General features: G+C 56.7%; 9 protein-coding genes and 1 pseudogene. 5 read left to right on the top strand and 5 right to left on the bottom strand.

The features are described 5' to 3' along the window. Position 1 precedes the first annotated feature (1 nt). A complete protein-coding gene (gene pqqF, locus SK54_RS13840; RefSeq protein ID WP_048247452.1) occupies positions 2–2272 on the top strand; it encodes a pyrroloquinoline quinone biosynthesis protein PqqF in 2271 nt (756 codons plus the stop codon). 86 nt (positions 2273–2358) lie between these two features. On the opposite strand, the pseudogene SK54_RS13845 reads toward pqqF, so the two are convergent. Continuing rightward, a pseudogene (locus SK54_RS13845) lies at positions 2359–4788 on the bottom strand (glucose/quinate/shikimate family membrane-bound PQQ-dependent dehydrogenase). A gap of 346 nt (positions 4789–5134) precedes the next feature. Next, positions 5135–5554 (bottom strand): translesion error-prone DNA polymerase V autoproteolytic subunit, encoded by a 420-nt coding sequence (locus SK54_RS13850; RefSeq protein ID WP_003857514.1) that lies wholly within the window; start codon positions 5552–5554, stop codon positions 5135–5137. 325 nt (positions 5555–5879) lie between these two features. On the opposite strand from SK54_RS13850, the gene SK54_RS13855 reads away from it, so the two are divergent. Then, a complete protein-coding gene (locus SK54_RS13855) occupies positions 5880–6080 on the top strand; it encodes a hypothetical protein (protein ID WP_003857516.1) in 201 nt (66 codons plus the stop codon). A gap of 46 nt (positions 6081–6126) precedes the next feature. Here the strand turns inward: SK54_RS13855 and SK54_RS13860 are convergent, their stop codons facing one another. Next, complete coding sequence (locus SK54_RS13860; protein WP_023296516.1) at positions 6127–6993, bottom strand: aldo/keto reductase family oxidoreductase; 867 nt, start codon at positions 6991–6993, stop codon at positions 6127–6129. A 145-nt stretch (positions 6994–7138) separates the two neighbouring features. Here SK54_RS13860 and SK54_RS13865 point away from each other — a divergent pair, with 145 nt between their 5' ends. Next, positions 7139–8800: a methyl-accepting chemotaxis citrate transducer gene (locus SK54_RS13865; RefSeq protein WP_017384568.1), complete on the top strand. Its 1662-nt coding sequence runs from the start codon at positions 7139–7141 to the stop codon at positions 8798–8800. A 32-nt stretch (positions 8801–8832) separates the two neighbouring features. On the opposite strand, the gene smrA is transcribed toward SK54_RS13865, so the two are convergent. Continuing rightward, on the bottom strand, positions 8833–9396 hold the full coding sequence (gene smrA, locus SK54_RS13870; protein ID WP_015570640.1) for a DNA endonuclease SmrA: 564 nt from the start codon (positions 9394–9396) through the stop codon (positions 8833–8835). Between the two features lie 350 nt (positions 9397–9746). Next, a complete protein-coding gene (locus SK54_RS13875) occupies positions 9747–10652 on the bottom strand; it encodes a LysR family transcriptional regulator (RefSeq protein ID WP_048247454.1) in 906 nt (301 codons plus the stop codon). Between the two features lie 175 nt (positions 10653–10827). Between SK54_RS13875 and SK54_RS13880 the strand changes: the two genes are divergently transcribed. Beyond that, positions 10828–12138, top strand: a complete 1311-nt coding sequence (locus SK54_RS13880) for a M20 family metallo-hydrolase (RefSeq protein ID WP_045911677.1) — start codon at positions 10828–10830, stop codon at positions 12136–12138. Next, positions 12138–13583, top strand: coding sequence for a M20 family metallopeptidase (locus tag SK54_RS13885; RefSeq protein WP_017384571.1), 1446 nt, complete (start codon positions 12138–12140; stop codon positions 13581–13583). Before SK54_RS13880 ends, SK54_RS13885 begins: the two co-directional genes overlap by 1 nt. Positions 13584–13591: the final 8 nt, after the last annotated feature.

Raw genomic sequence — 13591 nt, forward strand, 5'->3', positions numbered from 1 at the left:
AATGACCACCCGCATCGTGGAACTGGCAGGCGGTTTGCGCGCAACGCTGGTGCATCAGCCGCAGGCGACACGCGCGGCGGCGCTGGCGCGCGTGAGTGCCGGAAGCCATCACGAGCCACCGCGCTTCGCCGGTCTGGCGCATTTGCTTGAGCACCTGCTGTTCCGCGGTAGCCAGCGCTATCAGGGCGATGATCGACTCATGGCCTGGGTCCAGCGCCAGGGCGGCAGCGTCAATGCCACCACGCTGGCTCGCCATAGCGCTTTTTTCTTCGACGTTGCCGCCGATAACCTGTCCGACGGCGTCGCGCGGCTGCGGGATATGTTGCTGGCGCCGCTGCTTTCACCGCATGACATACAGCGCGAAGTGGCGGTCATTGATGCGGAAAACCGGCTCATCCAGCAACATGATTCCGCCAGGCGCGAAGCGGCGGCGCGCCACGCGATGGAAGAACCCGCGGTTTTTCGCCGTTTTCAGGTGGGTAGCAAGGAGTCTCTCGGGCAGGACCCGGTATCGCTGCAAACCGCGTTGCGCGACTTTCATCGTCGCTATTATGTAGCCGGGCACCTGCAATTGTGGCTGCAAGGGCCGCAAACGCTGGATGTCCTGGCCGAGCTTGCCCATACGTTTGCGTCAGGTTTTGCGTCAGGAGGCATGCCTGAAACCGCTCCCCCGTTGCGTCTTAGCGCTGAAGCAGATTATCAGCTGGCGGTGACGGAGCGACCCGCACTGTGGCGTTGTCCGTTAATCCGAAAAAGTGACAACGTCACTTTATTTCGGGAGTTTTTACTGGACGACGCCCCCGGAAGCCTGATTGCCGGGCTACGGGCGCGCGGGCTGGCAGAAGAGGTAGCCCTGAACTGGCTTTATCAGGATGACGATTACGGCTGGCTGGCGCTAACGGTTGATAGCGAACGGCCCGAGGACATTGACCCGCATATTACCCACTGGCTACGGGCGCTACAGCAAACGACGGATGAGCAGCAGCGGCATTATTATCGGCTGGCACAGCAGCGTTTCAGCGCCCTGCCGACGCTGGAGCAGCTGCGCCAGCGGGCATTTGGTTTTGCACCCGGCGCGGCGCCCGTGGGTTTTTACGCCTTTTGTGCCAACTTACGGGCGGCGCCCACCTCGTATCTGGCCTGCAAAAAAATGGAAACCGCTGAAATTATTGCCAGCCAGGGCTTTGCCCTGCCGCTTAGCCATTGGCGTCGCCAGCCGGTTGCAGATGATAGCCCCATCGCGTTTTCCTTCTACCCGCAGACTGCCAGGTATGCTGCGCCAGCCCCGACGTCAGAAGCCGCTCCACTGCTGCATTTGTCGGCGCAGACACAACCGCCGACGCTGATCCTGCGCAGGCCTTTTTATTCGCGCGTGGACAGGTCACAGGGGGTGGCGATGGGCAAGCAGTTACGCCCTCTTCTTGCTGAACTGCGCCATATCGACGGCAGCGGCGAGTGGCAAACGGTTGACGGTAGCTGGCAGCTCACCCTGCGGCTTCCTGACGCCATGGTGACGGCGGAACCCATCATCGGGGCGATAATCGATCGCCTCTCCCACCCCGCTCCGGCTACTACGTCAGTGCCAGAAGGCATTGCCATCCGTGAGCTGCTTCAGCAATTGCCTGAACGTCTGGCATCGGATCCGCCGCGGGACGGCTGGCTGGCGGCGTTAGTTGGCGGCAGTGCCGGGCACGCGCACGGGTTAGCCCGGCAGCTTGGCCTGCTCCGGACGCCGGTTAACGCTACGCCGTTGCCGTTAAGCGGTTGTCCCGGCGGGATCGAACACATTCCGCACGCCAGCGCGGATTCGGCGCTGCTGGTGTTTATTCCCCTGCCGCCGGGCGCGTCGCTCGCCGCGCTGCGGCTGCTGGCGTTATGCTGCGAACCGCAATTTTTCCAGCGCCTGCGCGTGGAACAGCAGATTGGCTACGTGGTCAGCTGTCGTTATCAGCGTATTGCCGATCGCGATGGCCTGCTGCTGGCGTTACAGTCGCCTGACCGTTCTCCCGTGAACCTGTTGGGTTGCTGCAAACGATTTTTGCGTGAGCTGACGCCGTGCGATGAGGCAGCGTTCAGCGTGTTGCGACAGCAGCTGGCGACGCAGATCCGCTCACCGATGGATGCCAGCGCCACGGCAGTGGCCGCCCTGCGCCAGCGCTATGGTTTGCCGGTGTTAACACCGCAGGCTATTGATGCCCTGCAACCTGACGAGATAATCGCGCTATGGCGCGAGATGACTCGCCGACGCTGGCGGGTGCTTTTCACGGGCTGACCGGAACCGCCGCTTTCTTCCTGTGCGTAGTTTTTAGTCAAAAAAAAGCCCCGTACTATGACGGGGCCGGGCTGCTTATTTCGCTGTTATTTATCCAGCGCGTAGGCAATCACGTAGTCACCACGATCCGGCGACTGACGTGCACCGCCGGCAGAGATCAGAATGTACTGTTTGCCGGTTTTCGGTGATACATAGCTGACAGGTCCGCCCTGGCTACCCACCGGGAGACGCGCTTTCCACACTTCTTCCCCCGTAGAGGAATCAAAGGCGCGCAGGTAGTAATCCTGGGTTCCCGCAATGAAGACCAGACCGCCCTGCGTGGCCAGCGTACCGCCCAGCGTCGGCATACCGACAGGCATTGGCATGCGCATTTTTACCCCAAACGGACCGGTATCCTGAACGGTACCGACCGGCACCTGCCAGACGATTTTCTGCGTTTTCAGGTCAATCGCGGAGAGAGAGCCAAACGGTGGTTTCTGGCACGGAATGCCCAGCGGTGACATGAAACGGTTTTTGTTGACCGAATACGGCGTTCCTTTCATCGGAACGGCGCCCATCCCGGCGTTCACGGCTTCACCGCCCGTGTTTGCCACCGCGCTCTGCGGATCTTGTTTAATCAGCTGGACCCACAGACCCAGACGCATGTCGTTGACGAAGATGTACTGGTTGTTCGGATCGGTGGACAGACTACCCCAGTTCATTCCCCCCAGCGAGCCCGGGAAGCTCAGGGAAATATCGGTTCCCGGCATCGTGTACAGACCGTCATAACGCATTGATTTGAAGCTGATACGACAGGCCAGCTGGTCAAACGGCGTCGCCCCCCACATATCCGATTCTTTCAGGGTTTCCGCGCCAATCTGCGGCATTCCCACAGAACGAGGCTGCGTTGCCGGGTACTGTTCACGTGGAATATCCGCTGGTTTTACCGGAACCTCTTTCACTTCAGTGAGCGGTTTACCCGTCAGGCGATCAAGAACGTAAATTTGCCCCGCTTTGGTGCCCACCACCACCGCGGGCTTGTTGCCCTCTTTCGTCGGGAAATCAACCAGGCTCGGCTGCATCGGGATATCGAAATCCCAGAGGTCGTTATGCACGGTCTGGTATACCCACTTCTCTTTCCCGGTAGTCGCATCCAGCGCGAGGATTGAGGTGGCGTATTTGTGATCTTCCGGAATACGGTCAGCGCCCCACAGGTCGACAGAGGAACTTCCCATCGGGATAAACACGGTATTCATCGACGCATCCCAGGACATAGGGGCCTAGGAGTTTGCAGAGCTACGTTTGTAGTGTTCGCCCGGCTTCAGAACATAGTTCGGATCCGGATTACGCGGGTCGAACGCCCAGCGCAGCTGGCCGGTGATCACGTCATAACCACGTATAACGCCTCCCGGCATATCGGTGCTGACGTTATCCGCAACGCGGCCGCCAACGACAACCGTCGTACCCGCCAGCGTCGGGGCCGACGTCAGCACGTAGGTGGGATCTGACGCGTCGCCCATCCCTTCATGCAGGTTAACGCTGCCGTTAGTACCGAAGTCCGGGCAGAAGTTGCCGTTATCGGCGTCTAACGCGATCAGCTTACCGTCGATGGTGTTCATCAGGATACGGCGCTGGCATGCAGCGCCCGGTGCCACCTGCGCTGGCAGGACCGGCGTGGAGCCGGCTACCGTTGGCTGTGCCAGCGGTTTGGTGGCATCAAAGTACGCCAGGCCACGGCAGCGCATCCAGATTGCAGACTTGGCGTTGATTTCCGCTTTCCAGATCTCTTTCCCGCTATCGGCATCCACGGCGATCACGTTGTTATGCGGCGTACAGAGGAAGACACGATCGCCAACCTGTAGCGGCGTTTGCTGATCTTCTGCGCCATTGCCGTCCGGACTTTCCGGTACGTCACCGGTATGGTAGGTCCAGACCGGTTTCAGGTTTTTCACGTTGTCACGGGTTATCTGGTCCAGCGCCACAAAGCGACTACCGCCAGCCGTATTACCGTAGTGATCCCAGTTCTGCTGTTTCGCATCATCTTTTACCGGCACCAGCGGGCGTTTTTCACCGCTAAACGGCACGGTCGGATGGGGTTGAAACATCTGAACAAAGGTGACGCCCATGGCGACAATAAGGACCGCGCAGACCCCCAGGGCCCCTTTTGCGCAGGACGGTTTTCCTTCACGTTTACGCAATGCAGGCCAGGTGGCGGCTGCCAGCACCATCAGCCCGGCGGGTACCATTAAACGGGAAACCAGCGGCCAGAAGTCGAGCCCGGCATCGAAAAATGCCCAAATCAGGGTGCCAAGAAACACCAGGGCAAACAGCCCCACGGCAGAGGACTTGCGGCGGAAGAACTGAATCGCAGAGAGCAGAGTGATAACCCCGGCGATGAGAAAATACCAACTCCCCCCCAGGGAAACCAGTTTAAAACCGCCGATGGCAAAAAAGAGCCCCGTTACAAGAAGTATCACACCCACCAGCAGGCACCACGGGCCTAACCAGCCGGATGGGCGGGGATTATTGTCTGACATAAAAATGAATCTCCTGATTACTTTATAACAGCAGGGTTTTATTGACTGCCACGATGCTAAAACCCTGCATAACATCAATTGTTCGTGTGCGAATCATAAATTAAAATTATAATGTAGACAAAATGTATTCTGTCGGAAGAAAAGAAAACTCACTAAAGTGCAGGAACATAACAAAATAAAAAAATGGGATATCACTCTGTAATTCGCCAATACCAGAATATTTGACCAGTCAGTTCCGGCTTATGCGATGAATATCAGGTTTGCCGACAAGACAGCCCCGATAACGTAAGATTTTTGCATGATGAGAATTAACTTATTGCCTATTAATTAAGCTTCACAAACACGATCAGCTCGCGGATTTCACGATATACGTCACTACACCAAAGATATCGAGCGTATCGTCGCTGCCGACAATAATCGGTGAATAGGCGCTGTTCATGGGGTTGAGTTGAATATTGGGACGCAACTGGAGGCGCTTCACGGTAAATTCGCCCTCTACCGCCGCAATCACGATATCGCCATGCTCAGGCTTGCGGGAACTGTCCACCACCAGCAAATCACCGTTATTAATCCCCCCTTCTATCATCGAGTCACCGGCGGCTTTGACAAAATAAGTGGAGCTGGGATGGGCGACTAATAACTCGTTTAAATCGATACGCCGCTCTACATAATCCGCTGCCGGGCTGGGGAAGCCGCACTGTACTAAGTCGCTGAAAAGTGGAATAGCAACGATTTCACGCAACTCTGCGGGTCTGAAAAAGATCATAATAAACACCTCCATACTGTTTTTATATACAGTAGTTTTAACTGAGGTATCGATCAAGCCATGTCAGCGTAAGCGGCTGGCTACGCCTTAACCGCTTCGCTTATAACCCTCTATAGCAATGAAGATTATTTGTTTTGTAAATTTTTACGCATGGGCAAGCTTAACGCGTCATAAAACATCACTACATCATCACTTATTGATGACTTGTAAATGTACAAAAGACAAAGCACCATCACTGCATAATCACTATCCGTTGACTTTCTATTTAGACTGGCGCATATTTTACAGCACAAATTAACAAGACAATTTTTGGAGGACGTTTTCTATGCCCGCCCGTGATTATCCCGATAAGCGTGTTGCTCGCGGTGTCGCAAAGGAGGCCGAACTCAGGATGTTAAGCGCGCGCATCGATCCTGCGCTGATGGAGTACATCCGCATTACTGCGTATGAAACACGGAAAAGTAAGCAGGAAATCGTGGCGGAAGCATTAGCGCTTCACCGCCAAAGAAGTCAGATTGGATCATAAACAGCAAAAGCCCGAAAAATCCTCCGGGCTTTTGCTGCCATCGGGATTACCCCACCAGCGAATTTAACGTCTCCAGCGCCTCAGGCGGCAATACCAGATCGGCTGCCGCCAGGTTTTCACGCAGATGCGCCACCGACGAGGTTCCCGGGATCAAGAGGATATTTGGCGAGCGTTGCAGCAGCCATGCCAGCGCCACCTGCATCGGCGTCGCGCCCAGTGAATCCGCCACCGCCTGTAGTCCGGAAGATTGCAGTGGCGTGAAACCTCCCAGCGGGAAGAACGGCACCCAGGCAATCCCCTGCTGCGCCAGTGAATCGACCAGCGCATCGTCACCGCGATTCACAACGTTGTACATGTTCTGTACGCACACCACGGAAACCATCTTCTGCGCTTCAGCGACCTGCGAAGCGGTAACGTTGCTCAGCCCAATATGGCGAACCAGCCCCTGCTGTTGCAGCTCCGCAAGGGTACTCAGCGGCGCGGCAATCGAGCCTTCCGCCGGTCCGTGGGTGCTAAACATGATCCGCAGGTTAACCACGTCCAGCACATCCCGCTTCAGGTTACGCAGGTTGTCATGCACCGCCTGCGTCAGCTCCTGCGCGGAAAACGCCGGCAGCCAGGAGGCATCCTCGCCGCGTCGGGCTCCGATCTTGGTCACAATCGTAAGGTCGTCCCGGTACGGATGAAGCGCCTCGCAGATAAGCTGGTTGGTCACATGAGGTCCGTAAAAATCGCTGGTATCAATGTGATTCACACCCGACGCCACCGCTTCACGCAGCACCGCCAGCGCCGCATTTTTGTCTTTTGGCGGACCAAAAACGCCAGGCCCGGCAAGCTGCATCGCGCCATAGCCAAATCGTTTAACCGTACGCGTTCCGAGCGTGAACGTTCCGCTTTTATCTATGCTGCTCATGCTGACCTTCCTCATAAAAAATGATCCGGATTTACAACAGGTTCCGCAACGAAACCATTAGTTAAGCAATAGTAAAATTAAAGTTTAAATTCGCTACGACGATAGTATTGATGTAACCCTGCCTCTTCTCTTACGGATGACCGCCATGCTGAAAAATCTGCACGTGATTACCGGTATTATCTTTGCCCTAACCATATTCTGTCTGCTGCAAGTTGTCACGGGAGGGTTGTTCTACTCTGCCGTTAACAACGATCGTCACAACTTTCAGAACTCCGGGTTACTCAATGCCCAACAGGAGAGCCTGAGCGACAGCGTGAACACGCTGGTGAAAACGCGCGTTACCGTCACCCGCGTGGCGATCCGCTACCTGAAAAACCAGCGCGATCCGGCCTCTCTCGCAGCAATCAACACGCTGTTGGGCACCGCGAACGGTTCGCTGACCAAAGCCGAAGACTATTACAAAAACTGGCAGGCGATTTCGCAGGTGAAGGGCCAGAATGCCGCGCTTACCGAAGAGATGCAGAAAGCCTGGAAGCAAATGCACGAGGTGATGCGCTTGTCCATTGAGTATCTGCGCGCCGATAACTATCAGGCCTATGGCGACCTGGACGCCCAGCAGGCGCAGGATGAGATGGAGGCGGTCTATACCCGCTGGCGCGCTGAAAACAACGTGCTGCTGAAAGCCGCCGCCGAAGAGAACCAGAGCAGCTTTACCCAGATGCAGTGGACGCTGGCGGCGATCTTCCTGACTGTGATCGCCGTGCTGGTGGTGATCTGGCAGGGTTTACAGCACCTGCTCCTGAAACCGCTCAACGCCATCATGAACCATATTCGCACCATCGCGAGCGGCGATCTGACGCAAAACGTCGCGATTACCGGGCGCAACGAGATGGGCCAGCTGGCTGCTGGTCTGCACGAGATGCAGCAGTCGCTGGTGAGCACCGTCAGCGCCGTGCGCGGCAGCACAGATTCTATCTATACGGGCGCAGGAGAAATTGCCGCCGGGAGTAACGACCTTTCCGCGCGAACCGAGCAGCAGGCCGCCTCGCTGGAAGAGACCGCCGCCAGCATGGAAGAGCTGACTGCCACGGTGAAACAGAACTCGGATAACGCCCGTCAGGCGACGCTGCTGGCGAAGAATGCGTCTGAAACCGCCGCACGCGGCGGTCAGGTGGTGGATAACGTGGTGCGTACCATGAATGACATTGCCGACAGTTCTCAGCAAATTGCGCATATCACCGGCGTTATCGACAGCATTGCCTTCCAGACCAACATTCTGGCGCTCAACGCGGCGGTTGAAGCCGCCCGTGCCGGGGAACAAGGTCGCGGCTTTGCGGTCGTGGCAGGTGAAGTACGGACGCTGGCCAGCCGCAGCGCGCAGGCGGCAAAAGAGATCAAAGGGCTTATCGAGAACTCTGTCAGCCGGGTGAATACCGGCTCAGAACAGGTGAGCGAGGCGGGTGCGACCATGAAAGAGATCGTCGCGGCCGTGACGCGCGTAACCGATATTATGGCTGAGATTTCCTCTGCGTCTGACGAGCAGAGCCGCGGTATAGAGCAGGTCAGCCTGGCGGTCTCGCAGATGGACAGCGTCACGCAGCAAAACGCCGCGCTGGTACAGGAGTCGGCAACGGCGGCGGCAGCGCTGGAAGATCAGTCTGAACAGCTGCGTCAGGCCGTGGCGGCATTCCGGCTGAACGCTCAGGCATCGCTGGCGGCTCGCCCTAAAAACGTGAAAACGCCCGTACTGCTGCGCCCGTCAGCGGCAGGCGCGAATACAGCTGACGCGAACTGGGAAACCTTCTGAGTGACAGGCGGGCATCTCGCCCGCCTTCCTGATTAGCGGCTGCGCTTGGCGTGGCGCTCCCAGTTATCTCGCTTCGCATCCTCTGACTTACGCAACGAGACATAGCATGCTCCGCTGCCGCCGTGATGCGGCTGCGCTTCGCAAAAGGCCTGTACTTCGTCGAACTCGGTCAGCCAGCGCGCAAGATAGCTGCGCACCACGTTAGGATGCGACTGCTGTTCACGCCCTTTACCATGCACGATGATCAGGTTGCGTAGCCCGTCACGTCCGGCCTGGCGAATAAAGGAATAGACCAGCTGGCGGCATTGCTCCGCAGGCTGGCGTAACAGCGTTAAGCTGGCCTGACGGGAATATTTGCCGGAACGCAGCTTATCAAATACCCCCTGCTGTACCCCTTCGCGCTGGTACATGAGCGGCTCGGCAAGGGGCAACAGTTCCAGAAACCCCAGCGTCAGAAAGTTATCGAGCTGCTCAGTATCTATTTCCTGACGCGCCCGCGTGTTGCGGCTCTGCTGCCAGTGAATATCCGCGCAGCGTTTGAGCGGCTGGACATCCTCCATGGCGTCAAGAAAAAGTGATTTGTCGTCAGGGTTCATGGAAATCCTCCGGCTACATCTGAGTGATGTACTATACCTGCGCCCGTTGCGGGTCTCAATCATCCAGGCACAGGTTCAAATAATGGCTTAAGGAACAGATAATCGCAGACGCAATAAATTTAATCTAACCTTAACTTAAATTTCAGCCGTAATTAATTAAATAATTTACGTTAAAAAATCGTGAAATCAATCACTCAACGTCCTTCTCTTTTAAGAAAAAGCTGTTATAACTTAATAAACCTGCCCAATGGATAATGCATGTAGGATCCGCGAAAGGACGCACGACTGTGTGTACTGTGGAGTCTGTCTGATGTCGGGCAGACTCTATTTTTTTATTGTTGTTATTTTTATTAAATTAATTTCCTGGCTTCCCTTCGAAACTGCGTGATTAATGATTCGGCAAGCGGTGTCTGGCGAGAATCACGACGCTGAATTAAATAATATGCTGCTTTAGGCAGAGTTTCGACAACCGGCAGCATTATCAGACGGTGCGCCAGAAGCGGATCGCAGCCCAGCTCCTGCGGTAAAATGCTGATGAAATCGCTTTGTGCGACGAGGCTAATACAGGAGGAAAAGGTCTCACAGACAACGCCAATTCGCGGTATTTGAGATCGATGGCTAAAAGTATCCTGCAACTGCTTATAATAACTTCCCCGGGGCGTAGGCATCGTCCAGTTATATTGCAAAAGCTCATTAATTGAGGTCGCCCCTGTCGCCGGATGCCCTGCCCGACAAAATACAGCAAAAGGCTTTTCGAACAGCTTTTCAAACGTAAATTCGTGATCGTACGGCCCCTGATAATAGGTATTGATGGTAAAGTCCAGCTCACCCTGACGTAATTCATTAATCATCGACACCAGCTGGCCTTCCATAATCCGGACGTTGACCTGAGGATGCTGCGCATGAAAACGCGTAATGACGGCCGGCATCAGGCTGCGTGAAATGCTGGCTCCCATCCCAATATTGATCTGCCCGGCAAGCTCGCCCTGTCGCTGGCGGATGTCATCCTGCGCTGCACGCAGCTCTTCCAGAATCAAATTAGCGCGGTGATAAAACCCTTCCCCGCACTCGGTCAGCGCGACGCCTTTACTCTGGCGCACAAACAGCTGGGCCGCCATACCCTCCTCCAGCTCTTTAATGGATTTGGTCAGCGCGGGCTGCGAAAGATTAAGCGTCCGGCTGGCGCCGCGAATGCTGCCCTGTCGCGCCACCTCGACAAACGCCCTGATTTGATGAAATTTAATCTGAAATGACATAACGAGACCGATAACCGTTGTTTATCAGAGTAAAGAAACTGTCATCTACTTTAATGGAAACGGATGTGCGAGGGTAATTCCTGAACGGTTAAAACTGTGAAAAAACGATTAGTGATAAGTAAAAACTATCACAGCGTGAAGCAGTTCACATATTTTAATGATGACAGGAAAAGATATGAACGCACTGGCGCAGTACATTCAGACATTAGCTCCACAACTGAGCGCATGGCGTCGCGATTTCCACCATTTTGCGGAATCCGGCTGGGTAGAGTTTCGAACAGCTGCGAAAGTCGCGGAGATCCTCGACTCGCTGGGCTACGAACTGGCGATGGGGCGCGACGTGGTCGATGCCGAAAGCCGTATGGGACTGCCCGATGATGCCACCCTTTCGCGAGAGTTTGCCCGCTCCCGGGCGCAGGGTGCGCCGGAGAAATGGCTGGCGCCGTTTGAGGGCGGATTTACCGGCATTGTGGCGACCCTGAATACCGGCCGCCCCGGCCCGACGCTGGCGTTTCGGGTAGACATGGATGCACTTGATTTAAGCGAAGCGCTTGACGAAAGTCATCGCCCCTTCCGCGACGGTTTTGCCTCCTGCAACCCGGGCATGATGCACGCCTGTGGCCACGACGGGCATACCACCATTGGTCTGGGGCTCGCGCAGGTGCTTAAGCAGCATGAGGCGCAGCTCAACGGCATCATCAAACTGATCTTCCAGCCTGCCGAAGAGGGTACGCGCGGCGCGCGGGCTATGGTCGCCGCAGGCGCGCTGGACGGCGTGGACTACTTTACCGCCATTCATATCGGGACCGGCGTTCCGGAAGGGACGGTGATCTGCGGCAGCGATAACTTCATGGCGACCACCAAATTTGACGTGCGCTTTACCGGGGTCGCCGCACACGCTGGCGGTAAACCAGAAGAGGGCCGTAACGCCCTACTCGCGGCTGCCCAGGCCGCCATCGCGCTGCATGGCATCGCACCACACAGCGAAGGCGCGTCCCGGGTTAACGTCGGGGTCATGCAGGCGGGCAGCGGACGCAACGTGGTTCCGGCTGATGCGTTGCTTAAGGTTGAAACCCGCGGCGAAAGCGAGGCTATTAATCAGTATGTCTTTGAGCGCGCACAGGCGGTAATTACCGGCGCGGCGGCGCTCTACGGCGTAACAGCCGGGGTAAACCTGATGGGGGCGGCGACCTCCAGCGCCCCTTCTCCGGCCTGGGTCGATTATCTGCGCGAACAGGCAAGCCAGGTGCCCGGCGTGACTCATGCCATTAATAAGGTCAAAGCGCCTGCGGGCTCCGAAGATGCCACGCTAATGATGGCCCGCGTACAGCAGAACGGCGGCATGGCCTCGTATATGGTCTTCGGCACCGAGCTGAGCGCCGGACATCACAACGAAAAATTCGATTTTGATGAGCAGGTGATGAACGTTGCCATCGAAACGCTGGCGCGAACTGCGCTTAATTTCCCGTGGACGCGAGGTGTGTAATGCAGGAGAACTACGCTTTTATCGCCGATGCCATCGACACGCGATGTCAGACGTTTACCGATATTGCCGACGACATCTGGGATCATCCCGAAACGCGCTTCGAAGAGTTCTGGTCCGCCGAACGGCTCGCCAGTGCGCTGGAAGCCGAGGGCTTTGCCCTGACGCGGGAAGCCGGAGGCATTCCCAATGCCTTTATTGCCAGCTACGGCAGCGGCAAGCCCGTTATCGCCCTTCTGGGCGAATACGATGCCCTGGCCGGGCTAAGCCAGCAGGCGCACTGCGCGACGGCGCAATCCGCCACCCCGGGGGCGAACGGCCACGGCTGCGGGCATAACCTGTTAGGCACTGCTGCCTTCGCCGGGGCGGTGGCGGTGAAAAGCTGGCTGGAACAACACGGCGGCAGCGGAACGGTACGATTTTACGGCTGCCCCGGCGAGGAAGGCGGCTCCGGTAAAACCTTTATGGTACGTGAAGGGCTGTTTGACGACGTGGACGCTGCCGTGACATGGCACCCGGAGGCCTTTGCCGGGATGTTTAACGTCAGCACGCTGGCCAATATTCAGGCCGCCTGGCGGTTTAAGGGGATCGCCGCTCATGCCGCAAACTCCCCACATCTGGGGCGCAGCGCGCTGGATGCCGTGACGCTGATGACCACCGGTACAAACTTCCTCAACGAACACATCATTGAAAAAGCGCGCGTTCATTACGCCATCACCGATACCGGCGGGATTTCGCCCAACGTGGTACAGGCCCAGGCCGAGGTGCTGTACCTGATCCGCGCCCCGGAGATGGCCGATGCGCAGCAGATCTACGCGCGCATCGAGAAAATCGCCCAGGGTGCGGCGATGATGACCGAAACCACCGTCGAGTGCCGCTTTGATAAAGCCTGCTCCAGCTATCTGCCGAACCGTACGCTCGAAGCGGCGATGTACCGCGCATTGCAGCATTATGGCACGCCGGCCTGGACGGAAGAGGAACGCGAATTTGCCCGTGAAATCCGCGCCACGCTCACGGCAAACGACCTGCAAAACAGCCTGAAAAACATTGCCGCAACGGGGGCCGAAGAGGGAAAAGCGTTTGCCCGACGCCATCAGGAGACGCTGCTGGTGGATGAAGTTGCCCCTTACGCCATCACCGATAACGTGCTGGCAGGCTCCACCGATGTGGGGGATGTCAGCTGGAAGATGCCTGTTGCACAGTGCTTTAGCCCCTGTTTTACCGTCGGCACCCCACTGCATACCTGGCAACTAGTGGCGCAGGGGCGTACCTCAATTGCCCATAAAGGCATGTTGCTGGCCGGAAAAGTGATGGGCGCGACCGCGCTGCATCTGCTTCAGGATGCCGACCTGTTGCGAAAATGCCGGGAAGAGTTCGAACAACACATAACAGAAAAACCGTACGAGTGTCCGATCCCGCAGGGCGTGACACCGTCACCTTTAAAATAAAAAAACAC

This window comes from Enterobacter sp. MGH120 (assembly GCF_001037725.1).
Lineage (GTDB): Bacteria > Pseudomonadota > Gammaproteobacteria > Enterobacterales > Enterobacteriaceae > Enterobacter > Enterobacter hormaechei_C.

Excerpts from the sequence above, each read along its gene's own strand:
- SK54_RS13865 (WP_017384568.1), top strand. The coding sequence starts at position 7,139 with ATGCTGAAAAATCTGCACGTGATTACCGGTATTATCTTTGCCCTAACC.
- SK54_RS13850 (WP_003857514.1), bottom strand. The coding sequence starts at position 5,554 with ATGATCTTTTTCAGACCCGCAGAGTTGCGTGAAATCGTTGCTATTCCA.
- SK54_RS13875 (WP_048247454.1), bottom strand. The coding sequence starts at position 10,652 with ATGTCATTTCAGATTAAATTTCATCAAATCAGGGCGTTTGTCGAGGTG.
- SK54_RS13860 (WP_023296516.1), bottom strand. The coding sequence starts at position 6,993 with ATGAGCAGCATAGATAAAAGCGGAACGTTCACGCTCGGAACGCGTACG.
- SK54_RS13880 (WP_045911677.1), top strand. The coding sequence starts at position 10,828 with ATGAACGCACTGGCGCAGTACATTCAGACATTAGCTCCACAACTGAGC.
- SK54_RS13855 (WP_003857516.1), top strand. The coding sequence starts at position 5,880 with ATGCCCGCCCGTGATTATCCCGATAAGCGTGTTGCTCGCGGTGTCGCA.
- pqqF (WP_048247452.1), top strand. The coding sequence starts at position 2 with ATGACCACCCGCATCGTGGAACTGGCAGGCGGTTTGCGCGCAACGCTG.
- SK54_RS13885 (WP_017384571.1), top strand. The coding sequence starts at position 12,138 with ATGCAGGAGAACTACGCTTTTATCGCCGATGCCATCGACACGCGATGT.
- smrA (WP_015570640.1), bottom strand. The coding sequence starts at position 9,396 with ATGAACCCTGACGACAAATCACTTTTTCTTGACGCCATGGAGGATGTC.